The sequence below is a fragment of the Hyphomicrobium sp. D-2 genome (assembly GCF_029872155.1).
Lineage (GTDB): Bacteria > Pseudomonadota > Alphaproteobacteria > Rhizobiales > Hyphomicrobiaceae > Hyphomicrobium_A.
Genome location: NZ_JARXLA010000001.1, coordinates 150,939 through 176,742, shown reverse-complemented (window position 1 = coordinate 176,742; position 25,804 = coordinate 150,939). Strand labels below are relative to the sequence as shown.

The following is a 25,804-nucleotide window of genomic DNA, read 5'->3' as shown; positions in this document are numbered from 1 at the left end:
GCGGCGTGCGCGCCCCAGCCGTTGGCCCGTCCCCAAACAGCGGATCAGCGCAGCAACGATCCCCCGCGCCGCGCCAATCCATTCTCCCGGTATCGAAACGGCTAAACGGTTAATACAATCTTGCCGATGTGCGCTTCATCCATGCGCGCGCGCGCGGCGGCGGCTTCAGCAAGCGGGAACGTGTGGTCGATAATGACCTTCACGCGGCCATCGACCACCAGCGGCACGGCCTTTTCCTCGACCTGCCGCGCAATGGCGGCTTTGACGTCAGCGGGGCGGATGCGCAGCGTCGATCCGGTGACGGTGAGGCGCTTCAGCATGATGCGCATCATGTCGATCGTCACCTTCGAGCCGCCCTGGAACGCGATGTTGACGAGACGGCCATCGTCGGCCAGCGAGCGGATGTTACGCTCGACATAGTCGCCACCGATCATATCCAGGATGACGTTGACGCCGCGGCCACCGGTTTCCGCTTTCACGGCTTCGGCGAAGTCTTCCGTCTTGTAATCAACCGCGCGCACCGCGCCCAGTTCGCGGCACACGGCGCATTTTTCCTGCGATCCGGCGGTGGCGATGACCTTGGCGCCGAACGCCGTTGCAAGTTGTATCGCCGCGGTGCCGATGCCGCTGGTGCCGCCATGAACAAGGAACCAGTTGCCCGGCTCCAGGCCGCCGCGCTCAAACACATTGTGCCAGACGGTAAAGAATCCTTCCGGGAGCGCCGCCGCTTCAACCATTGAGATGCCAGCGGGCACCGGAATGCATGAGCCCTCGTCGGCTAGACAGTACTCCGCGTAACCGCCGCCGTTCACCAGCGCCATCACGCGATCGCCAACCTTGAAGCGGTGCGCGTCCGGCCCCAGCGCAACGATTTCGCCCGCAACTTCCAGCCCGGGAATCTCAGAGTGTCCCTTGGGCGCGGGATAAAGCCCAAGCCGCTGCATCACATCCGGGCGATTGACGCCCGCCGCAGCCACCTTGATGAGCACATCGCTGCCCTCAGCCACAGGAACCGGCACCGTCGCCGGCTGCAAAACCTCCGGCCCGCCTTTGCCGACGATAGCGATTGCGGTCATGCTCTGCGGTACGGTCATGGTGGGTTCCTTTCAGGGTGCAACTGGCACCTGATGCCTGACGCCACGCTTCGAGACAAGCCAGCCCATGCGCAAGCGACGGAATTGCGCGACCTTTGGAATCAGAACGCGTGCCGTTGATTGCCTGCGCTACGTGAATGGCCGACAGTTCCAATATGTCGGCTAAAGCGCGCGATTGAACAGAACGCGCGCGCAGAGGAGTGATTGCCATGGATTGGGACGACATCGTGCCGAAAACGGCCAAGGGCATACAGGTTGTAGTGGGCGACAACCTTGAAACGTTATCCGTAGCCGAGCTTGAGCAGCGCATCCTGGTGTTTGAAACCGAAATTGTGCGCGTACGCGATGAGCTGGAAAAGAAGCGCCGCCACGAGGCGGCTGCCAGCGCGCTGTTCAAAAGTTGAGCCTGCAGATGGGCTGGGCATGGGACTTGGGCGGCGCACAACGCCGCCATCCCGCTGAGCAAAAAATCATGCTCAACAAATTGTGTAGTGGGCCGACATTTCGTCGTTCACACGGGCCGCAGCGCGCGGGACGCCGATAAATGTTCAATCAACAGAGCTGAACGCCGTTTTGCAGCGCACACATATGCGCGCCAACGGAAAATTCACCCTTAACGCTTTCTTAGGCTTACTCAGTCACCTTACGATCACATCCAGTCACCTGGATCCTGAGCGGCCCGGCCGCTCTGTTTGACGCCTCCCTGTTGACTTCAGAGCCGCCTCACGGGCGGCTCTTTTTTTGCATATTCCTCAGCAAGGTTCTGAACCTCTCAAGATCGTCCCGCTTTTGGTCATGTTGTTAACTATGGCTTGGCAGGATGTGACCGTGTTAAAGATGATCTGCAGGTGAGTGAGTGTGTCAAATCTAGTCATGAGCAACGTATCGCGTGCCGAAGCGTCCCTAGCTGGCGGAGCCGTCACTGTATCGTTCGGTGAACGCTTCCAAGCCTCCGGTCAATTTGATGCCGTCTTCAAGGAAGGCATGGCGCTGGTTGAGCGCACTGCCGCTTATCTTGAAGGGCCGGGCCGGGTTGAAGCCAAGCGGCTGCCACCCTCCGTCAACGTTCTTTACGCCTCAGAAAGCATGCGCCTGACGACGCGCCTGCTGGATATGGCTTCCTGGCTTCTGATCCGCCGCGCGGTGAAGGAAGGCGACATCAGCGAGGCTGAAGCCCAGCGCAAACGCAAAGGCGTGCTGCTGCAGGCGCCGTCGCGCTCCTCGCACGTCGGCGGTTTCAGCGAACTGCCTGAAACGCTGCGTGGCCTGATCGAAGAAAGCTACGCCTTGCAGGATCGCATCGTGCAGCTTGATCGCGCCATGAGCGTCAAGCCGGACACCGTCGGGCTCAATGCCGGTCTCGGCATGGCGAACCCTGTTGGCCATCAGCTCGACCGTTTGCGCGTCGCCTTCGGCAACTAACAGCCAGCGAGCGACCGGGTTTACACCGACACGCTGGCGCAGTTCTGCGCCGGCCTATTACGCACTTCATCTCACACAGACGCAAAATCCCGCGGAAATCTCCGCGGGATTTAAGGTGTTACGATCCCCACACTTCAGATTGATCAAGCCAAGCGTCGCCAGGTAGACCGGTGTTCGACAATCGACCCGCTTCACTGCTGCACGCCACCCGCGATCAGCCCACCGCCTCGCACCTGACACTAGGTGTCGCCGCCAATTCCCTTCAAACAAATGCCCTGCACAGCATGAGTATCTGGCGCCCACCGGCACAAATCCGCGTCAAGGCCTTAGGGCTCCATTGGCGTGAGGGACGACTGCTCGCGGCTGAGGTCTATGACGACAGCGGACGCATAAAGGGCGTTCGCCCGCTCGGCGGTAGCGTCGAATTCGGGGAAACCGCGCGCACGGCCGTCGTCCGCGAATTCCGCGAGGAACTCGGCATCGAAGCCACGATCAAAAGCGAACCGATTTTCCTAGAAAACATTTATGTGCACGAGGGCGCGCCCGGCCACGAACTTGTGATCCTGTTCAACGTCGAGTTTCCCGCCGGCGCCTTCGCGGAGCTGACACACATCCCCTTCGCGGAAGACAACGGCGCCATGTCGATTGCCCGCTGGTTCGATCTGGACGAACTGGATCTCGCCGACGGCCCGGCCCTGTATCCGACTGGGCTCAAAGCGCGGCTGCAGCAGGCCTGACCCATTGAGCGCCGCGCCGTATTCCAGAGCACTTGATCGATGAGACAACAAAAAAGCCCGGCGCTGTGCAGCGGCCGGGCTTTCTTTCTTGATCGGCGTTCGCGCTGCCGAGGCAGTGCCCCGACGCGCAAAGCGCTTAGAACATGCCTTCGAACTTCTTCTTGAAGCGCGACAGGCGGCCGCCACGATCCATCAGGCGCTGATCGCCGCCGGTCCAGGCCGGGTGCGAGGACGGATCGATGTCGAGCACCAGTTCGTCGCCCTCGGCGCCGTAGGTCGAATACGTGATGAATTCGGTACCATCGGTCATCTTGACCTTGATCTGATGGTAATCCGGATGCAGATCGGGATCGTTCTTCATAGGTGCGCCCTGACTGAATGCCTCGCCCGCTGGCCAGTAGCCTGTCTGTCCGGGCAGATTGGTGTGTTCGGAAGCGGCCTCTATAGTCGAGATGGCCGCCGGAAACAAGCCAGACCGCCTCACGCGAAGCGATCACAATGCCCGCGTCCTGATGGCACTTGAGTGACATAAGCCCGTGGGGCATGGTCCGTCAAAATTGACGCACCTGTCCGACGGGGCCGACCAAAGAGTTAACGTCTTGAAAAAAGACAAAAAAACAAAAAACACCGAACTGCCCTCCGTGGCTGCGAATGAAGTGGACAATGCCTCACGGCGGCCCCGCCTGCGACCTCTCGCGGCGCTGTGGCCCTATGTAGCCCGGCACAGGGGCAAGCTGACGCTTGCCGCAATCTCTCTGGTTGTTTCTGCACTCGCCATGCTCGCCATTCCGCTGGCGGTGCGACGCGTCATCGACATGGGCTTCGGCAGCCATGACGGCGTGTTGATCGACCGTTATTTCGCGGTTCTGATTCTGATCGGCTTTGTGCTGGCCGTCGCCAGCGCGGCACGGTTTTACTACGTCAACTGGTTGGGCGAGCGGGTTGTTGCGGATCTGCGCAGCGACGTGTTCCGCCACGTTGCCGAGCTTGGCCCCGCCTTCTTCGAGCGCAACCATTCGGGCGAGCTGATGAGCCGCCTGACCGCCGACACCACGCAGATCAAGGCGATGGCCAGCACGTCGCTTTCGCAGGCGCTGCGCAGCCTTATCATGATGGTTGGCGCGCTGGTCATGATGTTCGTCACCAGCGTGCATCTGTCGTTGCTGGTGCTGCTGGCAATCCCGCTGACCGTGCTGCCGCTGATCGCGGTGGGCCGCTCGGTGCGCCGCCTGAGCCGCCGGGCACAGGATACGCTGGCCGAAGCTTCGGCCTATGCCTCGGAAAACCTTGCCGCTTCGCGCACGATGCAGGCCTTCGCCCACGAGAAGGAAGCGGCCAACCAGTATCGCAGCGCCGTTGAGGTTTCGTTTGAAGCCGCACGCGAGCGCATGCGTGCCCGCGCGGCACTGACAGCGCTGGCGATGTTCCTCGTCATCGCCTGCATCGTCGGCATCCTGTGGTTCGGTGCTGCGGCTGTCATCGATGGCAGCATGTCGGTGGGCCGCCTAAGCCAATTTGTGCTGTATGCGGTGTTCGCCGGTGCATCGTTCGCACAGGTTTCGGAAATCTGGGGCGAGATCAACCAGTCGGCCGGTGCCGCCGAGCGCCTGACCGAGTTGCTGGCGCTGCAGCCGGAGATCACCTCACCCGCCGATCCGGTGCCGTTGCCGGTGCCGCCGCTGGGTGAAGTGGCGCTCGACGGGGTGAGCTTTGCTTATCCGGGCCGCCCTGATCTTCCTGCGCTCGATAACGTTTCGCTGTGCGCCCGCCACGGTGAAAACATCGCCATCGTCGGTCCTTCCGGAGCCGGCAAGAGCACCATCTTCAACCTGTTGCTGCGCTTCTTCGATCCGCAGCAGGGCGCGGTGCTGGTGGATGATATCGATGTGCGCCGGGTAGACCTCGATGCCCTGCGCGCCCGCATGGCTCTGGTGCCCCAGGACGTGGCGCTGTTCGCAGGCACCATCGCCGACAACATCCGCTACGGCAGCCCCGATGCCTCCCGCGAGGCGGTGGAGCGGGCCGCAGAAGCAGCGCAGGCCGCTGGCTTCATCCGCGCGCTGCCGGACGGCTACGACACCCGGCTGGGCGAGCGCGGCATCACGCTTTCGGGCGGCCAGCGCCAGCGCATCGCCATTGCCCGCGCCATCCTGAAGGATGCGCCGATCCTGCTACTCGACGAAGCCACCAGCGCGCTCGACACCGAAAGCGAAGCCCTGGTGCAGCGGGGGCTGGAACGCCTGATGACCGGCCGCACCACGCTGGTAATCGCTCACCGCCTTTCGACCGTGCAGAAGGCCGACCGCATCATCGTCATGGACAAGGGCGAGATCGTCGAACAGGGCACCCATGGCGAGCTGATCGCCCGGGGTGGTCTGTATGCTCGGTTGGCAGAAATGCAGTTCTCGGCCGAAGCCGCCGAATAGCCGCCCCATTCCCGCGCATCATGCCGCCAGTGCCCGGTGACAGGGTCACGGAAAGCGGCGTAATGTGACGTCCAAACGAAACTATCGGGACTAGGGGGAACAACATGTCAACTGAACTCGACCCGGGCACGCAGCCCGAGGAGGCGACACAGGGCAATCCTGCGCCGCTGTGGATCTTGCTGCTGCTGATCGGCCTCGGCGCTATCGCAGCCTATTCGGGGTATACGGCGCTTTCAAAGCATCAGCAGCACCTCAGATCGGAAAAGGCGCGCGCGGACCTTACCTCCCAGCGTGACCGGCTGAAGGCCAACGCGACCGACCTGGCCCGTCAGATGGAGCAGGCTAACGCTTCGCGGCAGGAGGTCGAGAACGCGCTGAAGCAATCGCGCGCCGACACCGAAGCCGCGCAGGCTCAGATCACCGATTTGCAGAAACAGGTGGCCGAGTTGCAGAACGCCGCCCGCCAGAAGGTCGATGACGCGCAGGGGCAGCTTGAGGGCCTGAAAAAGAAGGCAGCCGATCTGGAACTGCAGACCGGCGTGCTGGAAAAGGCCCGCGCCGCCGCTGAGGATGCGCTGAAGGCCGCCAACGCCGCCAAGGACGCTCTGGAGGCCGATCTCAAGGGTCAGCTTGCGGCCGCGCAGAAGCGGCTCAGCCAGGCTCAGGCGGACCTCAAGAAGGAACGCGAGCAGGTGAGCCCGGTGCCGATGCCACCGCCCTCGCAGGACGCAGCACCCGCAGCGCCGTGATTGGCTGTGAGCTGCAGCTTTGGAAGCGGGCAACCCGCGTATCAGCTAAGCCGCGGGATCACAGCGCTTGAAAATAAAAAGGGCGTCCGAGCAATCGGGCGCCTTTTTGTTTTCCGGTGTTGGAGTTTCAATACGCCATCAGCTAATCGCGGACGGTATAAATTTGGATCGTCCGCTGCTCCGCTGGTGCGAATTCTTTCATTACAGCAATCTTGGTTTTGTCAGGGGACAGAATTATTTCACTCAAGGCATATGGCAGTTTAATTTCTTGAGCCAGCTTTCCTGTTTTGTAATTCCACCCTAAAATTGCCCCATCGCGACTCGGCAACTTGATTGCCCAGGCAATCACTTTATCGTCTTTAAAGAGTAGGCGACGCCCAAGCAAAACATCGAGTTTTGTTTGCGAGGGTGCACTTTCTTGATCTAACGGCGGATGAAAAACAGCAATTTTTGTTTTAGTGGCCGCATTAAAGCTTGAAACAACACCGCTTGGCAGAGGATATGCGTTATAAACGAGGTAGGTACTCAAATCGTCCGATAAATACACAGACGGTGACGTCGCCGAAGGCCAATCCTCCTTTCGTTCGAATGTCATATCCACCAATTGCCTCTTACTCTCTAGATCATAGGCACGCACCTGTTTTCTAGCTGGGGTAAGAACACCCGGAGTGCTCGGTGTTTCGTAGTCAGTTGTTACAAGATGAAGAATCGGAACAGGATACTGGATATGAATGAAGTAACGTCGCGAAAGATCGCTTTCCGGTGTCCATTCTGGCGCGACCTCAAGGCGATCCACGACTTCAAGATTCGGTAGTGATAATTTGATTGCTCCTTGTATTCCGCGATTGCCGCAGCCTAACCAGATCGAACTGCTATCGGCTGTGAATGCTAGCCCCCTGAGATAACCAGCCTTACAATTTCCGGTTTGAGAATTATATGCCGCTAACTCACTCCATGTCTCCGTAGCAAAAAGACGAAATCCTATACCCAATAAAGCCGCCAAATACTTGCCATTGGGACTAATGAATAGACGAAGTCCGTCTTGTTTCGTTAAGGGAGGAGATACAGTTCCGTCCACCGTATCCACAATACGTATGCCATTCGAGGCGATCGCAAGACGTCGACTGTCAGGGAACCACGCCATCGCCCCATACGGCGGCACTTCAATGACACCGCTAGGTTGCAAAACAACATGTTCCGGTTGCTGCTGAGCATTGGCTTCAGGCATTGATAAATAGACCCACGAAAGCAGAAGCAAAGCGGACAATAGCAAAAGCGCGAAACTACCGTTGCGTATATATTTACTGATGGCCATTTCCCTCAGCCCTGTTTCAAACCTGATATCTTCACCTCAAACACGCCTGCTGGGTTCAGTCCGTCACGAGGCATTTTCGTGCCATGCGCCACCCATCGAGTTTTTCGCTCACTAGGCGTGTCCGCAGCTCGTCAGAGCAGAAATACTTCTGAATATGTGGACTAGGTAGCTTCCACAGGTGTCGGCCGGCTATGGCCTCGCCCTTAAGGGCGATCCGCCCAAAACTGGAAAGACCTTGCGCAGGCTCGCCCCGATGCCAGTCGGTATGGTCAGCATCCAAGGCATCGACGATGGGTGTCGCCAGGAGAAGATGGTAGGTGTCGAAAGGCTCGCCCGTCTTTTCCGCGGTGAGCGTTAGAGGAATCGACGTGTGCACGCCCGGCTCGAGCTCGTCGATGATCTCTTTGACTCTTGTAGAAACGATCCAGGGGCCAAGGGACCAGCCCAAGATATGCGGCGTTGCGCCCTTGCGAGGCTTGCCGACGCGCAGTCCAGTCGGGAGTTCAGCGCTCACGTCCGGCGGACGCGGTCCGTCCCCATCGATGAACACCTGTTGTCGGTACGTTATCTCGGGAACGAAGTCCTTACTTACCGACCTGGAGTCGCTGAGTGACGTTTCAATATAATATGGCATTGCGCTGCTTTGTTTGTTGCCTGACGCTACCGAAGTCCGTGCATTCTTCTGCAACCGATCAAACACCTAAACTGGCATGGATCCCGACCGTTGTCGGGATGACGTTGAGAGGCGGCATGCGTCCGCACTAGCCAGTTCCCGGCAGGGAGTAACGCCGAGTGCAGATAAAAACCACTCGACGGTCCGCGCCTTGCGGCCGGCTCCGCGCAGCGGAGTCGCAAGGCGCCACAAAAGTACACTAGTGGCCGGCTCTCCGAAGGAGAGTCGCCGAGCGCAGCAAACAACCATGCCCGGCTACGCGCACGCGCTGCGGAGGCACCGCGGGCCAGCGCGCACCAATCATGCGCCAGCGGCCAGCTCCGCGCAGCGGAGTCGCTGGCGCTCACTAAATAAAGCACCGGCGGCCGGCGCCCCGCAGGGGTGTCGCCGGTGCAAAACAAAAAGATCGCGCTAGCGATTGGTGAGCTTCAGCTCGATACGGCGGTTGCGCTGCAGGCTCAGCTCGTCGGTGCCAGCTTCCAGCGGACGGAACTCGCCGAAGCCCGCCGCCACCAGCCGCTCCGGCGGCACGCCCCGGCTGGCGAGATAACGCACCACGGCGATCGCGCGCGAGGTCGATAGCTCCCAGTTGGATGGGAACGTGGGGCTGTTGATCGGCCGGATGTCGGTATGGCCATCCACCTGCAGCGCCCAGTCGATCTCCTTCGGAATTTCCTTTTCCAGCTCGATGATCGCCGAGGCGAGCTGGTCCATGGCCGCCAAGCCCTCGGGCGTCAGCTGGTTGGAGCCGGAGGGGAACAGCACTTCGGATTCAAACACGAAGCGGTCACCCACCACGCGAATGTCCTTGCGGTTGCGCAGCAGCTCACGCAGGCGGCCGAAGAAGTCGGAGCGATAGCGTTGCAGCTCCTGCACCTGCCGGGCGAGGGCGGCGTTGAGGCGTGCGCCCAGATCCTTGATGCGGGTCTGGCTCTCGGCGTCCTTCTTTTCGGATGCCTCCAGCGCCTCGTTGAGCGCCGCGATCTGCCGGCGCAGCGACAGCAGCTGCTGGTTCAGCAGGTCGACCTTGGCCAGCGCTTCATCGGAAACCTTCTTCTGATTTTCCAGCTCGATGGTGAGGCCGGAGATGCGCGCATCGGCTGACTTTGCAGCTTCATCGCCCGACAGCGCCGAACCGGACAGGCGACTGTTATCGGCGCGCAGGCTGGACAGCGTGGCCTGAAGCGCCGCCATCTCGTCCAGCGCCTCCTTGCTCTTGCCCTTCTCCAGCGACAGCAGGTTGGTGAGCTCAGTGATCTGCAGCGTCAGCTGGCGCAGCGCGGTGTCCTTGCCGCTGGCTTCCTGCCCGGCGAAATACTGCGCCAGCATGAAGATCGACATCAGGAACGTGACGACGAGCAGCAGCGTCGACAGAACGTCGACATAGCCGGGCCAGAAATCGTTGTATTCCGCGCGCCGCCGCGATCGCCCGCCCGCCATCGGCTAGCTCCGGCGTTGCAGGTTGAGGGAAAGCTCTTTCAGCGTCTTCGACAGCTCGGTCTGCTGACCGGCCTGCTCATCGACCCACTCACGCACCACCTTCTGTTCGGCGCGCATCTGGGCCACGAGCTGATTGACGCCACGGGCAAGCTCGCGCAGCTGCTCTTCGCTGCCCGCACTGCCGCCGCCACCCAACGCGCCCGCCATGGCCTGATCGGACAGCCGGGTGGAGAGATCCTCAACCGCGCGCTGCATGTGCAGGATGGCGGTGGAGAGCTGGCGGTTCACCTGATCCGACGAGCCGGTCGATCCCGGCGTCAGCTCGGTGATGCCGGACAGCCATTCCTCAAGCTCGTTGTAAAAGCGGTTGTGGGCGTGGCTGGCCTGCAGTTCCAGGAAGCCAAGCACGAGCGAACCGGCAAGACCGAACAGCGATGACGAGAACGCCGTGCCCATGCCCTTCAGCGGCGCGGACAGGCCGGCCTTGAGGTCGGAGAACATGGTGACGTTGTCGGTGGCGTTGGTGTCGATCGAATCGATGGCACCGCCAACCGATTCAAGGGTTTCAAGCAGACCCCAGAAGGTGCCGAGCAGACCGAGGAACACCAGCAGGCCGACGAGATATCGACCGGTGTCGCGCGCTTCATCGAGGCGTGAGCCGATGGAATCCATAATTGAGCGCAGCGACGCCGTGGAAAGCGACAGCGTACCGGTGCGGTTCTGCAGCATCGCAGCCATCGGCGCCAGCAGCACCGGCTGGTGCGAAATGGCGAGCCCCGGATCAGCGATGCGGAACGCATTCACCCAGCGGATTTCAGGATAGAGCCGGATGACCTGCCGGAACGCATAGATGATGCCCAGCGCCAGCACGCCAACGATAAGACCGTTGAGGCCAGGGTTGTGCAGGAAGCTGTCGATGAGTTGCTTGTGCAGAATGGCAACGAGGAACGCCACCAGCGTCAAAAAGATGAGCATGCGGATGAGAAACACACCCGGCGGCGTCAATGGCCGATGCCCCAGCGCCGATCCGCTCGCTTCATTCTTGCGTCGTCTTGCCATCCCCGAGCTCCGACCCGCCGCTTCAAAATTTTACCAGCCCGCGACAATACCCGAAGCCATTGACAGCACAAACCGGGCAACATCGTGCCCGGCGCTACATAAAGCGCATCTCAGCCACACCGGGCAGTGTTATCCGCACCTCAACCGGCGGCGATCAGCGGCAGGAATTCTTTATGCAGGGCGCTGTTGGTGGCCAGCACTTCGCCATGGACCAGCATATCGGCGCCGCCGGAAAGATCTGTGACAGTGCCGCCTGCCTCACGCACCATCAGGATGCCGGCCGCCATGTCCCACGCCTTGATGCCACGCTCCCAGTAGAGATCGAAGCGACCGGCGGCAACCCAGGCAAGATCGAGCGCCGCCGAACCGGTGCGCCGCACCCCGGCAACCTGCGGAAACACAGCATGGGCTTCGCGCTTGAACACCGCATGGCCCTGACGGCCGATGTGCGGAATGCCCGTCGTCACCAGCGCATCCGACAGCCGCTTGCGGGCCGCGACACGCAGACGACGGCGATCGTTCAGGAAGGTGCCTTTGCCCTTTTCGGCCGTGAACATTTCGTCCGAAATCGGATTGTATATGAGGCCCGCAACAAGCTGACCTTCGCGCTCCAGCCCGATCGAAATGGCGAACATAGGCACGCCATGCAGAAAGTTGGTGGTGCCATCCAGCGGGTCGACGATCCAGCGGTGCGTGCGATCATCGCCCACAACCTCGCCCCGTTCTTCCATCAGGAATGAATAGCCTGGCCGCGCCTTGGCCAGCTCGCGATAGATGATCTCTTCAGCGCGCAGATCGGCAGCGGTAACGAAGTTGCCCGGCCCCTTCACCGACACCTGCAACTGTTCCACCTCGCCGAAATCACGGCTGAGGCTGCGCCCGGCCTTGCGGGCGGCGCCGATCATCACGTTCATAAGCGCTGAAGCGGGCATGGTGCGAAAATCCTTGGCGAGCGCGCCGACCCTCCGGCACGGACGGCCCGAGTAACCCTTGCAGGCTGCTCTGGCAAGGGCGCCAACGGCCGCTGCGGGCGAGAAAAGCAGATAAACCCTAGGCTTCAGGTGTCAGCACAGGATTAAGAACGGTTGGCGAAATGCCGTGCGGAGAAGGAGCAGCGCACCAATAAGCGCTGGCGGCCGGCTCTCCGGAGGAGAGTCGCCAGCGCGACCTAAAAGTACGGCGGCCGGCTCCCCACCGGGGAGTCGCCGGTGCGAAGGAAGCAAGTCTAGAACATGCCGGCGTCTTCGCGCCATTCCACCGCGGCCTGTTGCGCAGCCAACCGTTGCGCCTTGGGCAGCTTTTCCACGAAGGCGTCGAGTTCCTCGTCCTTCAACCCGCCCGCCTGGGCGATGAACCGCCATTTGGCGGCTTCCTTCGGGTCTTTCTTCACGCCCACACCCAGCGCGTAAACGTGAGCCAATCGGTTCTGCGCCGCCACCAGACCCTTCTGGGCCGCCGTGTGCAGATAGGGAATGGCCTTCGGCTCGTCCTTGGTCAGCCCCAGCCCGCGCAGCAGCACCACCGCATAATCAAACTGCGCCTCCGGCATGCCCTGCTCCGCAGCCTTGCTCAGCCAGCGCGCCGCCTCCAGCGCGCTCGGCTCAACGCCGGTTGCGTTCTGATACATGCTGGCCAGATCATACTGAGCAACGGCGACGCCCTTCTCGGCCGCGTAACGAATATGCATCGCAGCACGATAGGGATTCTGCGGCTTGCCATCGCCCTTCATGAACAGCAGTCCAAGATTGTAGTTGGCTTGCGGATGGCCCTGCCGCGCCGCTTTCTCGAACAGTTCGGCGGACAGCTTGCGATCCTTCTTCACCCCGCGCCCTTCGGCCAGCAAAACGGCAAGCGCGAACGTGGACTGGACATCGCCCAGCTCATCGCCATGGGCATACCATTTGATGGCGGTCGAAAGATCCTTGCTAACGCCAAGGCCTTCAGCATAAAGCCGCCCCATCAGCGTATGCGCCTGCGGATCACCCTTCTTTGCGGCCTCACGCGCCAGCTTGGCAGCCGTCAGATATTGCCCCTGATCGAAAGCAATATAGGGCGCCTCATCGCCGCTTGGCTCCGCCAGCAACTTGGCCCCGAAGCCTTTGCCCTGCGCCTGCGGAATAGGCTGGGCAGATTGTGCAGGCTTGGCGAACTTTTCGTTCGGCGCCACCTTCACCGGCTTGCCGCCGGTTGGCTTCGGCACCTCGGTGGACTTCATGATCCACGAGCTGGTGTCAGCACTCAGCGGCAACGCGGTTCCAAACAGCACTGCCGTTATAGCCACCAACAGGCTGCAAATCGGCGTCCGCGCAGTCACGCGCATCAAGCGGCTCGCAAGCGCACCTTGCGGCGCCCATGCACACGCCTTCATGACGATGCGATGACGCCGCCGCTGCCTCATGCCACTTCCTCGCGCACCGGAGCCGCCGCAACAATGGCGTCGCGAAGCGTTGCAAACTCATCGGCCGTCAGCGCACATGACGGCACCAGCGCGATGAAATCCGCACCCGCAGCCGACAGCGTTTCTGCCTCCTCCGGCGTTTCGACATCCAGCGCAATGCACGGCACTTCGAAGATCTCGCTCCACCAGGCCACCAGTTCGCGGCGACGGTTGCCTGCCGCTTCGCGATCCTCGACATGGGGGGGAATGCCGAAGCCGATATAATCGGCCCCTGCCTCCGCCAGCGTCATCGCATCATGGCGCGAGCGCCCGACATCGATGCCGACGATGTAGCGCGTGCCGAGAATATCGCGCGCCTCGCCATACTGCGCTACGACGTCCTGCTGCCAGGGCAGATGAACACCATCAGCGCGCAGTGTGCGGGCAAGCTGCGCATCGGCATAAATCAGAGCGGCGATCTCCTGCGACTGCACCAGCTCCACCAGCGGCCGCGCGTTCGCAGCCGTGAGCGGTTCACCGTTCGACGGAGCAATGATGACGCTCGCCGGATGCGCGCGCTTCAGCACATCGGCCAGCGCGCTCGCGTCCGACCCGGCCGTCACGACCAAGCACAGCGCCGGCCCATCCTTTTGATCCTGTTCCTGATCCTGCTGTGCCATCGCCTTTTCCAATCCCGCCAGCTGAAGCCTAATAGGGCTCAATACGGCGGAAAAGCGACCCCTCCAAATGGCAATCCATCGCGGCCACACCCATCGCGGTTTTTTGGGCAGGGACACAACGCCACTCTACCATAGGTTGCCTGCGCATCCAGAGGCGCCAAACTGCCGCCGCATCCTAAGCGCGGGTAAAAAAATCGCGGGACATTCGAAGCCATTTCGCGCCTCCGCAGCGCCAAAAACTCAACCCCGAAGTGTCATGCTGGCCCCGATCGGCTCCGGAAGCGATCGCGATGGCGCACGCCAAATTTGCCGTCCCGCTCGGGTTCCATGGCCTGGCTTTATTCGACACCTGTCGCAACGGGAGGACATCCTCATGGCTTCACTTACAGTTCCGGAAATGGAAATGCGCGTCGCCGAAACGAAGGCACTGATCTCCGAGAAGTGGGGCTGGTTCCTCGCCCTCGGCATCGGCCTCATCATCGCCGGCATCGCCGCCATCGCGTTCCCGCTGGTCTCCACCATCGCCGCCAAGATCATGCTGGGCTGGCTGTTCCTCATCGGCGGCGCGCTGCTGGTGTTCCATGCCTTCCAGGCCCCGCAGTGGTCAGGCTTCCTGTGGGAGCTGATTATCGGCGCGTTGTATCTGATCGTCGGCGGCTATCTTGCCTTCTTCCCGCTTACCGGCCTGCTCACCCTCGCCGTCGTGCTTGCCGCGCTCTTCATCGCGGAAGGCATCTTCGAGATCGTGATGGCCTATCGCGTCAGCCCGCATGAAGGCTGGTTCTGGCTGCTGCTGTCGGGCATCGCCGCCATCGCCGTCGGTGTACTGATCGCACTCGGCCTGCCGGGTTCGGCAACGTGGGCGCTCGGTCTTCTGGTCGGCATCAACCTTCTGTTCTCCGGTTGGAGCTATATTTTCCTCGCTCTGGCGGGGAAGAGCGAGCACGACAAGGCTGTGCCTGCTGCCCGCTGATCGGATTGCAAGCGATTTAGACGCGTAACATGGCGGGGAGTTGGGTTGCCGATGGAAAAGCTGGCTTTGTTTCCAGTGTTAGCTTTGGGTGCAGGTTTGTTTCTCAACGCCGCCACGTCCGGCGGGATGGACAGCGCCCAGGCACAGCAGGTGGCCGAACTTTCGACCACCACCGTCGCCAACGAAGAGATCCCCGCCGACATCCTCGCGGTTCAGATCCGCAGGCAGGGCTATGAGTGCAAGAACCCTTCGGGGGCAAAGCGCGATCCTGCTGCTTCGCGGGCTGACGAACCGGTGTGGATTCTGACATGCGAGAACGCAGAATATCGCGTTCGCGTCGTCGGTGACATGGCCGACAGCGTCGAGAAGCTGTGAGACGAGGCAGCATTGGCTGCCTTTCCACTCCAACTCGCGTCTTCATATAAAAAAGGCGGGGCTTTGCGGCCCCGCCTTTTTATTCGTCATACCAACCAATCAGCGCTGGCGGCCGGCTGACCGAAGGGCAGTCGCCAGCGCTAACTTAAAATGCGCTGGCGGCCGGCTCCGCGCAGCGGAAGTCGCCCGCGCCCACCAAATCAAGTCCGCCACGGATGCTGCGGCAGATCGCAGATACCGACAACCTTGAGACCGGCAGCGGCAACCTTGTGATCGTTCTCAACCGAGCTGCCCGAGACGCCGATGGCGCCGACAAGCACGCCTTCCTCATCGACGATCGGCAGACCGCCCGGGAAGGTGATGAGCCCTTCGTTTGAATGCTCGATGCCGAACAGTGATCCGCCCGGCTGCGAAAGCTTGCCGATCTCACCCGTGGGCATGCCGAAATAAACCGCCGTCTTGGCCTTCTTGATTGCGATGTCGATGGAGCCGACCCACGCATCGTCCATGCGCACGAAAGCCTTCAGGTTGGCGCCGGAATCGACGACCGCGATGCACATCTGCGTCTTCAGCTTCACGGCTTCCTTGCGGGCAGCCTCGACGGCAGCCAGGGCACTCTTCATCGTAACGTGCATGAGTATCTCCAGGGAGTATCGGCAGGGATTCTGCCGGAGCAAAAATTACAGACGCGCGTAAATGGGGGGACAACAAAGTCCACGCAATACCAAATCAAATGCATTCCGATTGCGTGAACGAGCACCGGCCCGCCTTCGCAGCCCTCAGGCAACCGATGATCCCGACAGGCCGGGTGCGGCGCCGGAGTGCTCCCCGCATTGAAAACGCTTAAACAAAAAAGACGTTCCGCGCGTTGGAGCGCGAAACGTCTTCAATGTCAGACTTGCGGAATGTTGCAGCAAAAACCGTTACGCTGCCTTTTCCAGATTCTGCTTCCACTGACCCTGAGCAGCCAGCGAGTTCATCTTGGCCCGGTGCGTGAATGCACCCTGACCGGCAGCGACGTTCTCAGCCTTGCCGCCCCAGGCCTTCAGTGCGGCGGCCTGCAGCGCGCGGCCATAGGAGAACGTTACCTTCCACGGCAGATCGCCGATCTCATTGATCAGCGACAGGTTCTGCGTCGCCTGCTCATCGCTCTGGCCACCGGAGAGGAACGCGATGCCCGGCACGGCTGAAGGCACGGTCGACTTCAGGCACTTCACCGTCAGCTCAGCCACCTGCTCGGGCGATGCCTGCTTGGCGCACTTCTGGCCGGCGATGACCATGTTCGGCTTCAGCACCATGCCTTCCAGCGCGACGCCGGCGTCATACAGTTCCTGGAACACGACGCGCTGCGTCCACTCGGTAACGTCATAGCAGCGCTCGATCGTGTGACCGGCGTGAGCGCCATCCATCAGCACTTCCGGCTCAACGATCGGAACGATACCGGCTTCCTGGCACAGCGCAGCATAGCGGGCCAGCGCGTGGGCATTGGCCTTGACGCAGTTCCACGACGGCAGGCTGTCAGTGATGGTGATGACCGCGCGCCACTTGGCGAAACGGGCACCAAGCTGATGATACTCAGCCAACCGCTCACGCAGGCCGTCGAGGCCTTCGGTGACGGTTTCGATGCCAGCATTCCGTCCGGCCAATGCCTTGGCGCCGGTATCAACCTTGATGCCCGGAATGGAGCCAGCGGCCTTCATGACATCAACCAGCGTCGTGCCGTCCTTGGCCTTCTGACGGATGGTCTCATCATACAGGATGACGCCGGACACATAGTTCTTCATCGCATCGTCGGCGCGGAACAGCATCTCGCGATAGTCGCGGCGCGAGTCCTCGGTTGACGTTACACCGATGGAATCAAAGCGCTTTTTGATAGTGCCAGAGCTCTCGTCGGCGGCGAGGATACCCTTTCCGGGGGCAACCATGGCCTGGGCGATCTTTGCAAGCTCTTCAGTCATGAACATTCCTCGCATAGGAAGGCATAATTCTACCGGCTGGACTTAGCGCCAAAACGCTCTGAGGGCCAGCCCCGGCAGGTCCGTCAATAGTACCTGCAGCGTGCATAACCGCGTCGACGGGGCAGGGTTTCGCGATCCGGCCGGTAACCGGCGCGGGCCAGGCTGCAGAAACCTGATCCCGGTCAAGTCCAGCCAGGAACCCGGCGAGCAAAGGCCCGCTCTGGACCGCGATGGCCGGCGCCGGAAATGGCCCTATCTGGAACCGTCTGCCCCTGCGGACGTTGGCCTTCAATAGCGATCAACCCTGAGAAGAGGAGCGCGCCATGGCCCGCCCGACCACGGATGATCTGCAGAACTATCCGGCGCAAAAGGCGCGGCAGGGCGAGATCATCCTGAAAACCCGCACCCAGCGCATCATCTTCATCGCCGGTCTGATCGGCATGATCGCGCTGCCGTTCATTGGCGCGCTGATCTTTAGCTAACACGGAGGACGCCATGGCTGTCTGCGATACATGCGGCAACGATTACGACAGGGCCTTTCAGATCACGCGGGCCGGCAAGACCATGACATTCGACAGCTTCGAATGCGCGATATCGGCAATGGCGCCGCGCTGCGAGCACTGCAACTGCCGCGTCATCGGCCACGGTGTTGAGGCCGCGAACGGCAAGATTTTCTGCTGTGCCCACTGCGCGGCGCAGAGCAATGTGACAGGATTGAAGGATCGCATGTAGCCCAGGCACGGCGCGTCCGCGCGATGCGGATTACGCCGTCGTCGCGTTCGCGTCGGCAAATGCAGCCAGCGCGGCAAGTGCCTCGTCGATATCATCGCCGGTATGGTCGGCCGAAATCTGAAAGCGGATTTCATCCTCACCCTTGGGCACCACCGGATATGCCAGCCCCGTCGCGAGAATGCCGCTGTCGCGCAAGTGAGCGACAAGCTGCTTCGTGCGTTCGGTATCGCGCACCATCAGCGGCACAACCGGATGCTCGCCGGGGATCGTCTCCAGCCCAAGATCTGCAAGCCCATTGCGGAAGCGCACGCCCATCGCACTGAGATGCGCGAGCAAACCTTCGCCCTCGGCGCTGTCAACGCGGTCGACAGCAACGCGCGCTGCCTCCGCCTCCCCCGGCGTGATGGGGTTGGAGTAGATGTAAAACGGCGATGTCTCGCGCAGATAGTCGATGATGGATGATGCTGCGGTGACATAACCGCCGTTGACACCAAACGCCTTGCCCAGTGTGCCGATCAGCACATCGACGTGGACACCGCCACATACTTCTTCAGTGCCGCGCCCGGTTTTGCCAAACGCACCGACACCGTGGGAATCATCCGCAACGACAATCACGCCCTCGGCGTAAAGCGGGTGAAACAGCTTCGCCAACCGCATCAGTTCATCAAGACGCGCGTGATCGCCGCGCATACTGAACACACCATCGGACACGATGACCGCGCGCTTGCACTTCTTGGTGAAGGCGCCAAGCTGGCGCATGATCTCGTTGTAGTCGAGATGGTCATAGACGCGCTTTTCAGCCGGGCGTGACAGCGCAATCGCATTGATGATCGAGTTGTGATTGAGCGCATCGCTGAGCACCAGCGTGCTGTCGGTGATGAGCTGCGACAGCACACCCATCACCGTGGCATAGGCGGACGAGAACAGCATCGCTGCATCGCGCCCGTGAAAATCGGCAAGACGCTTTTCCAGCTTCACGTGCGGCGCCCAGGTACCCGAGATAAAGCGCACAGCCCCCGGCCCGGAACCGTAGCGGCGCACCGCTTCTTCCTCAGCTTCCAGCACACGCGTTGCGAACGACAGCCCCAGATAGCTGTTCGAGTTCATGCGCAGAAACGGACGGTTGCCGTGGCCTTCGATGAGGTAGCGCGGGCCTTTGCCCTCGGCCGGTTCAACCATGCCAACGGTGACGGTTTCATCGCCCTTCAGACGTCCCGACGCTGCAAGCTCATGCAGTTTTTTATCCAGCACCGGCGTCAGTTTATCGATCGGCATGGCAACCTCAATCAGCAGAACTTCAACGGCGGGCTTCAACGCGCTGGCGCGCCGGCTTCATTTTTTCGCCGAGGCGCAGAAGCATATCGCGCGCCATGGCGTGAAGATCGAATTTCGGCGACCACCCCCAGTCTGCGCGCGCTGCGCTGTCATCCAGCGATCGCGGCCAGCTATCCGCAATCGCCTGCCGCACCGGATCGATCTCATAGTCGATCTCAAAACCGGGCATATGCGCGCGTATCGCGGCGGCAATCTCCTCCGGCGTCACGCTCATCGCAGTGATGTTGTAGGCGTTGCGATAGCGCAGCTTGGCTGCATCCGTTGCCATCAGCCGCATCATGCCGTCGATGGCGTCGGGCATGTAGGCCATGTCGAGCCGCGTTTCGGGCGCAAGGAAACATGTGTACTGGCCATAACGAACCGCATGGCAGAACATCTCCACCGCGTAATCGGTGGTGCCACCGCCAGGCGCCGCCGCATATGACACCAGCCCCGGCAGACGCAGCCCGCGCGTATCGACACCGAAGCGCGAGGCGTAATAGTCGCACAGCAATTCGCCGGAAACTTTCGTCACGCCGTAAATAGTGGTCGGCCGCTGCACCGTAACCTGCGGTGTCATATCGCGCGGCGTATCCGGCCCGAAGGCGCCTATCGAACTGGGAAAAAACACCTGACAGCCATAGCCGCGTGCCACTTCCAGCACGTTGTAAAGACTGCTCATGTTAACCGTCCATGCAAACTGCGGCGCGGCTTCCGCCGAAGCTGAAAGCAATGCCGCCAGATGATAGATGGTCGAAACGTCGTGGCGGCGCACAGCCTCGTGCAACTGGTGCGGGTCCGTGCAATCGAGATGATCGTAGGGCGCCAGCGCCTCCGCTCCCGTGGGCGGCAACACTTTCAGATCGGTCGCGATGACGCGATCGCGGCCGTATTCAGCGCGCAGCGCAGGCACCAGTTCCGATCCGATCTGGCCGAGCGCTCCGGTAACGAGGATGTTCCCCATGCGAGCCTCCTGCCCGCATTGAACGCGAAAACTATAAATATCTCGATAGGCGCGGCGTTCACTTTCTGCAGCGGTGGTTCATCCGCAGCGAACAAAGCTTCGCTCCCAGCCGTTATGACGGCTAGGCCTGCACGCTCAGCAAACGGGCCGCATGCCGCCTTCGCAAATCTGTCATGGAGCGCAGCCTATATAGGCGCTTGCATAAAACCGGCTTTTTGCTCGCAATCAGACTTGGGGAACTCCAAACCCGTGACCAGCACATCGCAGAACTACGACTCACGCGCCCGCGCGGATCTGATCGACAGCCTGGATGAAGAGCTGGAGATGGAACTGGACGATATCCGCATGGAGCGCATGCTGGATAACGCCGGTGAGGGCGCTGACGCCCTGTCGGAAGGCATCGAGCGCGCATTCTATTTCAAGGAACTGTTCCGCCTGCAGGGCGAACTGGTGAAATTGCAGGACTATGTTGTCGCCAATAAGCTTAAAGTTGTCGTGTTGTTTGAAGGCCGCGACGCAGCCGGCAAAGGCGGCGCCATCAAGCGCATCACGCAGCGCCTCAATCCGCGTGTATGCCGCGTTGCGGCCCTACCCGCCCCCAGCGAGCGCGAGCGCACGCAGTGGTATTTCCAGCGTTACGTCTCGCACCTGCCTGCCGGTGGCGAGATCGTGCTGTTCGACCGCAGCTGGTACAATCGCGCCGGCGTCGAACGCGTGATGGGCTTTTGCACTGAAGACGAGGTCGAGGAATTCTTTCGCTCGGTGCCCGAGTTTGAGAAGATGCTCGTCCGTTCCGGCATCACCGTCATCAAATACTGGTTCTCGATCTCCGACGAAGAGCAGCATTTCCGCTTCACGCGCCGCATCGATGATCCGCTGAAGCAGTGGAAGCTGAGCCCGATGGATCTGCAATCGCGCATCCGCTGGGAAGACTACACGCGCGTCAAGGAGCAGATGCTGGAGCACACCAACATCCCTGAGGCGCGCTGGTGGGTGGTTGAGGCCGACGACAAGAAGCGCGCGCGCCTGAACTGCATCGCGCACTTCCTCGACCAAATTCCATACCAGGAAGTGCAGCACGAGCCGGTCGTGCTCCCCGCACGCACGCACCACCCGGATTATCAGCGCCACCCGGTGCCGCGCGAAATGTACGTGCCCGCGAAATACTGAGCTTGCGCGCCAGAACAAACAACAACAGCCGGTTCAGCATCGCCTGAGCCGGCTACGCGCTCGGCGGCCGGCTCTCCGAAGGAGAGTCGCCGAGCGCCATCAAAAAGCTATCACTTAATTTCCCTGCGCGTTCTGCCGATAGGTTTTGAAGCGCTCCAGGACGCGCTCCATTTCATCATCCGTCAGCAGATGCGGCTCGCCTATGGTGAGCAGCTTTGCATACTGTGTGCTCAGCACTTCCACCTCGTGCGCCAGCTCAAGCGCCGATGAAAGATCACGACCCACCGCGATCTGGCCGTGATTTGCCATCAGGCATGCATCGCGCTCGGCCAGCCCAGCTTGCACATAGTCGGCCAGCTGATCGGTGCCAAAGGTATCATACGGCACCAGCGGGATGTCATTTCCGCCCGCAACCGCAATCATATAGTGAAATGGCGGAATGGATTTGTGCGCGCATGCAAGCACCGTTGCGTGCAGGGAATGGGTGTGCACCACAGCACCAATGTCGGCGCGCCCGCGATACGCGGCCAGATGAAAGCGCCACTCGCTGGAAGGTTTCCGTGCCTTGGCGTCGGGCACATTGCCATCGCCATCAACGAAAACGATGTCGCGCGGTTTGGTTTCTTCATAGGCCATGCCGCTGGGCGTTACCAGCATGCCGTCATTCCAGCGGCACGACACATTGCCGGAGCGGCCAGGCGACAGACCGGAGCGGCTCATCGCAAGCGCCGTCGCGATCACCTCGCGGCGCGCGTCCCGCTCCTCCCTGTCAACGCTTTCACTCATGAAAAGCTCTTTTGTTGGTTCGCTGGCGACTCCCCTGCGGGGAGCCGGCCGCCAGCGAACGCAAGTTGGAACCGGCCGCCGGCGAACGAATTTAACCCACCCTGCGTTCGGGATAGAGCGAAAGCAATCCTTCGCGACTGGCCGCACAAACGCCGCGCTCGGTGATGAAGCCGGTAACGAGACGCGCAGGCGTAACGTCGAACGCCGGGTTGCCCGCAGGCGATCCCGGAGCCGCAATTTCCACCGTCACGACGCTGCCATCCGGCAACCGGCCCGGCATCTTCAGCACTTCATCGCCGTGACGTTCTTCGATCGGGATCTCTGCGCCGTCCTGCACGGTCCAGTCGATCGTCGAGTGCGGCAGCGCCACATAAAACGGCACCGCGTTGTCCTTGGCCGCAAGCGCCTTCAGATAGGTGCCGATCTTGTTGGCCACATCGCCATTCGCAGCCACGCGATCCGTCCCAACGATGACGATGTCGACATCGCCGTGCTGCATCAGATGCCCGCCCGCGTTGTCGACCACGATCGTATGCGCGATGCCGTGACTGCCCAGTTCGAACGCGGTGAGCGACGCACCCTGATTGCGCGGACGGGTTTCATCCACCCACACATGCAGCGGCACACCGGCATCGTGCGCCTGATAAATCGGTGACGTCGCCGTTCCCCAGTCAACACACGCAAGCCAGCCCGCATTGCAATGTGTGAGCACATTCACCGGCGCGCCGTTCTTGCGCGCGGCGATTTCCTCGATCAGCTTGCGGCCGTGCACGCCGATCAGGCGGCAGGTTTCGACATCCTCATCACAGATCGCAGCTGCGCGCGCATAAGCAGCCTCGGCCCGCGCATTTACCGGCAGTGGCAGCACCGCGCGGCGCATCTCGTCCAGCGCCCAACGCAGATTGATGGCTGTCGGCCGTTGCGCGGCGAGAAACGCGCTCACCCGCTCGATTGCGGCATCAGAAGCATCATCGCGGATCGCCAGCGCCATGCCATAGGCCGCCGTCGCGCCAATGAGCGGAGCGCCGCGCACCTGCATGGTAAGAATGGCCTGCGCGGCCGCTTCCACCGTCGCCAGGCGCACGATGGAGAGTGCATGTGGCAGCTTGGTCTGATCGATGATTTCAACCGACCAGCCATCCGGCGCGAGCCAGATGGTGCGGTAGGGTTTGCCTTCAATCTTCATCCGTAAAAACTTTCACTCAAAAGGCGTCGCCGGCGGCGCCATCGGAATTTGCAAAGTATGCTCAAGCCCGCACGCTTTGCAGACCAGCACATACCATTCAGCGTAGGGACGCGCGGAGCGGTCCAGAACCGTCAGCCCTTGCGCCTCACAAACCGGACAGGCGACGGGCCGATCCGGCGCAGCACGCCACGCACCGATGCGTTGCATAGCCAGCGCCACGCGATCCGGTGGCAGCGATCTTGCGCCAGCGCCAGCCACATCAATGCCCTTCGAATGCGATCAGCGTATGGGTGCGCACGCCGTGGCTGCGCAACAGATCGAGGCCGCCGAGTTCAGGCAGGTCGACCAGAAATGAGGCGCCAGCCACCAGTCCACCCGTGCGGCTGATGAGCTTGGCAGCCGCTTCCGCCGTGCCCCCGGTGGCGATGAGATCATCGACAATCAGAATGCGCTGGCCGGGCGTGATCGCGTCTTCGTGAATTTCAATAATGTCGACACCGTATTCGAGCGCGTACTGCTGGCCGATGGTCTTCCACGGCAGCTTGCCCTTCTTGCGGATGGGAATGAAACCGCACGAAAGCCGATCTGCGACAGCTCCACCTAAAATGAAGCCGCGCGCTTCAATGCCCACAACCGCATCGATTTTCTCGTTGGCGTAGGGCGCAGCCATGCCCTCGACAGCGGCCTTGAACCCCCGTGCGTCGCCCATCAACGTGGTGACATCGCGGAAGATGATGCCAGGTTTTGGGTAGTCCGGAATACTGCGGATTAGACTGCGCAAATCACTCAAAGGGTTTCCTCCCGCCAAATTGCCGGCGCAAAATAGCAATATCGATCCTCGGGCGGTAGGCGTTTGACGCTGCCGCAGGTGCCAATCTTTGGCGCCGGTTTCGCCTTCGCGAGCGGCGGGCGATCAGTTTTTTTCGAGGAGGCTTTTAGCGTGGCGAGTGTCGATTTCCCCCTTATGGCCGGCGAGGGCATCGAGGATCTTCCGCGCACGATCCGGCGCGAACGCGAGGCGCGTGAACGTGCTGCCCGCGAACGGGAAGCAGCCGAACGCGCGGCGCGGGAGCAGGAGGAAATTGCAGCACGTGCCATGGAGGTGCGCGATAGAGAGACCAAATCGCGCGAACGCCTCGCCCATAAACGCGATCACAGGCGCGAACAGGTACGCGACCAAAAACGTGACACGTCCCTGTCACATGATTTTGCTTCAGTCGCCGCGCAGGCTGAGCGCACCGATTACGACCGGGATGACTATACCGCGCCATCCGTTTTTCGCAGCCAGCCGAGCGCCAGCGATGCAACGGCGGTGTCGCGTTTCGATGTGCCCTTCGCGCATCTCATGGCCTTCTCCATCAAGGCCGTTGTCGCCGCAATTCCTGCGCTGGTTCTCCTGACAGCCATTCTTTGGGTTGGCGGCGCGCTGCTCAAGGCGTTCTTCCCCGAGCTCATTCACATGCAGATCCTGATCACCTTCCCCGACGGCAGCACTCCGCCCAAACCGGCGTGATCAACTAGCGCTCAGCCATGTGGCCGAGATACGCTATCAGCGCATCGAGATCCGCATCGCTGAGTTTGCTTTCATTGAACGCGGGCATCCGCTGATCCGGCCACGTGCGCACCGCTATGGGATCACGGATCAGCGCGCGCAAACCTAAAGGCGTCAGATACTGCGTCGGACTCATCGGTGCACCGAGATCGGGGCCGACATCACTGACGCCCGCTCCCTTCATGCGATGACACGGCATGCATTGCACCGTGAAAACCTTTTGCCCGTGCCGCGCAAGCGCATCCGCCGGCAAAGTTTCCGCCACCGTCATTTGCGGCCAGCGCAATGCCGGCGACGCAACAGCCGTGATGGAAGCAACAGCATAGGGCCATTGTTCCGAACCAATGCCAGAGCGTTCCGGATACTGCCAGACCAGATAAAGCGGTCCTGCGGAAGTTTGCTTGCTCGGCAGATCTGGCCAGGGCTCACGCGGATCTTCCACCGCCAGCCACGCGACGCTGCCGCCCGCTGCACCTTTCCGCACCAGTTCAAGCGGAAGCTGTGACGCAAAGCCATCGGATGCTTTCACTTCCAGCGTATCGAACTTGCCTGCAGCGCTATCACCAAGAAGCGCCAGAAACGGCACCGCGCGATAGAGCATCGTGCGCCCATAGGAAACGTCATCCGGAACGGTGATGCTCGTTGCGTCGTGCCGGGCCAGCAGTTCATCCACCGTGTAACGCTGCACGCTGTCGCCTAGGGTGACGCTCAGCGTGGCAGGCAAGCGCTCAGCAGCCGATGAAGCCGCACTCATCATCATCAGCAGTAGCAGCAGTGTCCAGACGGTCAGCGCGTAGCGCATGGTGGCACTCGATTTCCTCG

The 25,804-nt window shown here is 61.3% G+C and carries 28 protein-coding genes; 11 read left to right on the top strand and 17 right to left on the bottom strand.

Annotation, left to right across the window (positions count from 1 at the left end; genetic code table 11):
* Window positions 1-101: 101 nt before the first annotated feature.
* Window positions 102-1,094, bottom strand: coding sequence for an NAD(P)H-quinone oxidoreductase (locus tag QEZ49_RS00795; RefSeq protein ID WP_280383290.1), 993 nt, complete (start codon window positions 1,092-1,094; stop codon window positions 102-104).
* A 209-nt stretch (window positions 1,095-1,303) separates the two neighbouring features.
* Between QEZ49_RS00795 and QEZ49_RS00790 the strand changes: the two genes are divergently transcribed.
* The 3 genes from QEZ49_RS00790 to QEZ49_RS00780 all read left to right on the top strand — a co-directional run bounded on the left by QEZ49_RS00790 (window position 1,304) and on the right by QEZ49_RS00780 (window position 3,253).
* Entirely contained in the window at window positions 1,304-1,498 is a 195-nt protein-coding gene (locus QEZ49_RS00790) for a DUF1192 domain-containing protein (RefSeq protein WP_280383288.1), read from the top strand.
* 469 nt (window positions 1,499-1,967) lie between these two features.
* Window positions 1,968-2,516 carry a DUF1465 family protein gene (locus QEZ49_RS00785; protein ID WP_280383287.1) on the top strand — a complete coding sequence of 183 codons (549 nt, stop codon included), beginning with the start codon at window positions 1,968-1,970 and terminating at the stop codon, window positions 2,514-2,516.
* A gap of 170 nt (window positions 2,517-2,686) precedes the next feature.
* Window positions 2,687-3,253 carry an NUDIX hydrolase gene (locus tag QEZ49_RS00780; RefSeq protein ID WP_348534774.1) on the top strand — a complete coding sequence of 189 codons (567 nt, stop codon included), beginning with the start codon at window positions 2,687-2,689 and terminating at the stop codon, window positions 3,251-3,253.
* A 136-nt stretch (window positions 3,254-3,389) separates the two neighbouring features.
* Here QEZ49_RS00780 and rpmE read toward each other — a convergent pair whose 3' ends face one another.
* The gene (gene rpmE / locus QEZ49_RS00775; protein WP_068460362.1) at window positions 3,390-3,614 is read right to left on the bottom strand and encodes a 50S ribosomal protein L31; all 225 of its coding nucleotides are present in this window, start codon (window positions 3,612-3,614) and stop codon (window positions 3,390-3,392) included.
* Window positions 3,615-3,852: 238 nt separating this feature from the next.
* On the opposite strand from rpmE, the gene QEZ49_RS00770 reads away from it, so the two are divergent.
* Both QEZ49_RS00770 and QEZ49_RS00765 read left to right on the top strand, forming a co-directional pair.
* Complete coding sequence (locus QEZ49_RS00770) at window positions 3,853-5,679, top strand: ABC transporter transmembrane domain-containing protein (RefSeq protein ID WP_280383285.1); 1,827 nt, start codon at window positions 3,853-3,855, stop codon at window positions 5,677-5,679.
* 104 nt (window positions 5,680-5,783) lie between these two features.
* On the top strand, window positions 5,784-6,428 hold the full coding sequence (locus QEZ49_RS00765; RefSeq protein WP_280383283.1) for a hypothetical protein: 645 nt from the start codon (window positions 5,784-5,786) through the stop codon (window positions 6,426-6,428).
* 142 nt (window positions 6,429-6,570) lie between these two features.
* On the opposite strand, the gene QEZ49_RS00760 is transcribed toward QEZ49_RS00765, so the two are convergent.
* From QEZ49_RS00760 to QEZ49_RS00730, 7 genes are all read right to left on the bottom strand, one after another.
* On the bottom strand, window positions 6,571-7,743 hold the full coding sequence (locus tag QEZ49_RS00760) for a hypothetical protein (protein WP_280383281.1): 1,173 nt from the start codon (window positions 7,741-7,743) through the stop codon (window positions 6,571-6,573).
* Window positions 7,744-7,798: 55 nt separating this feature from the next.
* The gene (locus tag QEZ49_RS00755; protein WP_280383279.1) at window positions 7,799-8,257 is read right to left on the bottom strand and encodes a DUF1629 domain-containing protein; all 459 of its coding nucleotides are present in this window, start codon (window positions 8,255-8,257) and stop codon (window positions 7,799-7,801) included.
* Between the two features lie 570 nt (window positions 8,258-8,827).
* On the bottom strand, window positions 8,828-9,856 hold the full coding sequence (locus tag QEZ49_RS00750) for a peptidoglycan -binding protein (protein ID WP_068460319.1): 1,029 nt from the start codon (window positions 9,854-9,856) through the stop codon (window positions 8,828-8,830).
* A gap of 3 nt (window positions 9,857-9,859) precedes the next feature.
* On the bottom strand, window positions 9,860-10,915 hold the full coding sequence (locus tag QEZ49_RS00745) for a flagellar motor protein MotA (protein ID WP_280383277.1): 1,056 nt from the start codon (window positions 10,913-10,915) through the stop codon (window positions 9,860-9,862).
* Between the two features lie 140 nt (window positions 10,916-11,055).
* On the bottom strand, window positions 11,056-11,847 hold the full coding sequence (locus QEZ49_RS00740) for an inositol monophosphatase family protein (protein ID WP_280383275.1): 792 nt from the start codon (window positions 11,845-11,847) through the stop codon (window positions 11,056-11,058).
* Window positions 11,848-12,140: 293 nt separating this feature from the next.
* Window positions 12,141-13,196 (bottom strand): tetratricopeptide repeat protein, encoded by a 1,056-nt coding sequence (locus QEZ49_RS00735; RefSeq protein ID WP_280383273.1) that lies wholly within the window; start codon window positions 13,194-13,196, stop codon window positions 12,141-12,143.
* Between the two features lie 113 nt (window positions 13,197-13,309).
* Complete coding sequence (locus QEZ49_RS00730; RefSeq protein WP_280383271.1) at window positions 13,310-13,972, bottom strand: thiamine phosphate synthase; 663 nt, start codon at window positions 13,970-13,972, stop codon at window positions 13,310-13,312.
* A gap of 373 nt (window positions 13,973-14,345) precedes the next feature.
* On the opposite strand from QEZ49_RS00730, the gene QEZ49_RS00725 reads away from it, so the two are divergent.
* Entirely contained in the window at window positions 14,346-14,945 is a 600-nt protein-coding gene (locus QEZ49_RS00725; RefSeq protein WP_083509492.1) for an HdeD family acid-resistance protein, read from the top strand.
* Between the two features lie 51 nt (window positions 14,946-14,996).
* Entirely contained in the window at window positions 14,997-15,320 is a 324-nt protein-coding gene (locus tag QEZ49_RS00720; protein ID WP_280383268.1) for a hypothetical protein, read from the top strand.
* A 200-nt stretch (window positions 15,321-15,520) separates the two neighbouring features.
* Here QEZ49_RS00720 and QEZ49_RS00715 read toward each other — a convergent pair whose 3' ends face one another.
* Window positions 15,521-15,955, bottom strand: a complete 435-nt coding sequence (locus QEZ49_RS00715; protein ID WP_280383266.1) for a heme-binding protein — start codon at window positions 15,953-15,955, stop codon at window positions 15,521-15,523.
* 288 nt (window positions 15,956-16,243) lie between these two features.
* Window positions 16,244-17,278, bottom strand: a complete 1,035-nt coding sequence (locus QEZ49_RS00710) for a class I fructose-bisphosphate aldolase (RefSeq protein ID WP_280383264.1) — start codon at window positions 17,276-17,278, stop codon at window positions 16,244-16,246.
* A 323-nt stretch (window positions 17,279-17,601) separates the two neighbouring features.
* On the opposite strand from QEZ49_RS00710, the gene QEZ49_RS00705 reads away from it, so the two are divergent.
* Together QEZ49_RS00705 and QEZ49_RS00700 are read left to right on the top strand one after the other, a co-directional pair.
* Window positions 17,602-17,760, top strand: coding sequence for a peptide ABC transporter permease (locus QEZ49_RS00705; RefSeq protein WP_280383262.1), 159 nt, complete (start codon window positions 17,602-17,604; stop codon window positions 17,758-17,760).
* Between the two features lie 13 nt (window positions 17,761-17,773).
* The gene (locus QEZ49_RS00700) at window positions 17,774-18,010 is read left to right on the top strand and encodes a hypothetical protein (RefSeq protein ID WP_280383261.1); all 237 of its coding nucleotides are present in this window, start codon (window positions 17,774-17,776) and stop codon (window positions 18,008-18,010) included.
* 30 nt (window positions 18,011-18,040) lie between these two features.
* Here QEZ49_RS00700 and QEZ49_RS00695 read toward each other — a convergent pair whose 3' ends face one another.
* Complete coding sequence (locus tag QEZ49_RS00695) at window positions 18,041-19,324, bottom strand: aminotransferase class I/II-fold pyridoxal phosphate-dependent enzyme (RefSeq protein ID WP_280383259.1); 1,284 nt, start codon at window positions 19,322-19,324, stop codon at window positions 18,041-18,043.
* Window positions 19,308-20,288 (bottom strand): NAD-dependent epimerase/dehydratase family protein, encoded by a 981-nt coding sequence (locus QEZ49_RS00690; protein ID WP_280383257.1) that lies wholly within the window; start codon window positions 20,286-20,288, stop codon window positions 19,308-19,310. The genes QEZ49_RS00695 and QEZ49_RS00690 overlap by 17 nt, the downstream gene beginning before the upstream one ends.
* A 249-nt stretch (window positions 20,289-20,537) precedes the next feature.
* Between QEZ49_RS00690 and ppk2 the strand changes: the two genes are divergently transcribed.
* Window positions 20,538-21,458: a polyphosphate kinase 2 gene (gene ppk2 / locus QEZ49_RS00685; protein ID WP_280383255.1), complete on the top strand. Its 921-nt coding sequence runs from the start codon at window positions 20,538-20,540 to the stop codon at window positions 21,456-21,458.
* 114 nt (window positions 21,459-21,572) lie between these two features.
* On the opposite strand, the gene QEZ49_RS00680 is transcribed toward ppk2, so the two are convergent.
* The 3 genes from QEZ49_RS00680 to QEZ49_RS00670 all read right to left on the bottom strand — a co-directional run bounded on the left by QEZ49_RS00680 (window position 21,573) and on the right by QEZ49_RS00670 (window position 24,220).
* Complete coding sequence (locus QEZ49_RS00680; RefSeq protein WP_280383253.1) at window positions 21,573-22,244, bottom strand: class II aldolase/adducin family protein; 672 nt, start codon at window positions 22,242-22,244, stop codon at window positions 21,573-21,575.
* 91 nt (window positions 22,245-22,335) lie between these two features.
* Entirely contained in the window at window positions 22,336-23,430 is a 1,095-nt protein-coding gene (mtnA, locus tag QEZ49_RS00675; RefSeq protein WP_280383251.1) for an S-methyl-5-thioribose-1-phosphate isomerase, read from the bottom strand.
* Between the two features lie 259 nt (window positions 23,431-23,689).
* Window positions 23,690-24,220 (bottom strand): adenine phosphoribosyltransferase, encoded by a 531-nt coding sequence (locus QEZ49_RS00670; protein ID WP_280383249.1) that lies wholly within the window; start codon window positions 24,218-24,220, stop codon window positions 23,690-23,692.
* A 63-nt stretch (window positions 24,221-24,283) separates the two neighbouring features.
* Here QEZ49_RS00670 and QEZ49_RS00665 point away from each other — a divergent pair, with 63 nt between their 5' ends.
* Window positions 24,284-24,943 carry a hypothetical protein gene (locus QEZ49_RS00665; RefSeq protein WP_280383247.1) on the top strand — a complete coding sequence of 220 codons (660 nt, stop codon included), beginning with the start codon at window positions 24,284-24,286 and terminating at the stop codon, window positions 24,941-24,943.
* A 4-nt stretch (window positions 24,944-24,947) separates the two neighbouring features.
* Here the strand turns inward: QEZ49_RS00665 and QEZ49_RS00660 are convergent, their stop codons facing one another.
* Window positions 24,948-25,784, bottom strand: a complete 837-nt coding sequence (locus tag QEZ49_RS00660; RefSeq protein WP_280383245.1) for a cytochrome c — start codon at window positions 25,782-25,784, stop codon at window positions 24,948-24,950.
* Between the last annotated feature and the right edge of the window lie 20 nt (window positions 25,785-25,804).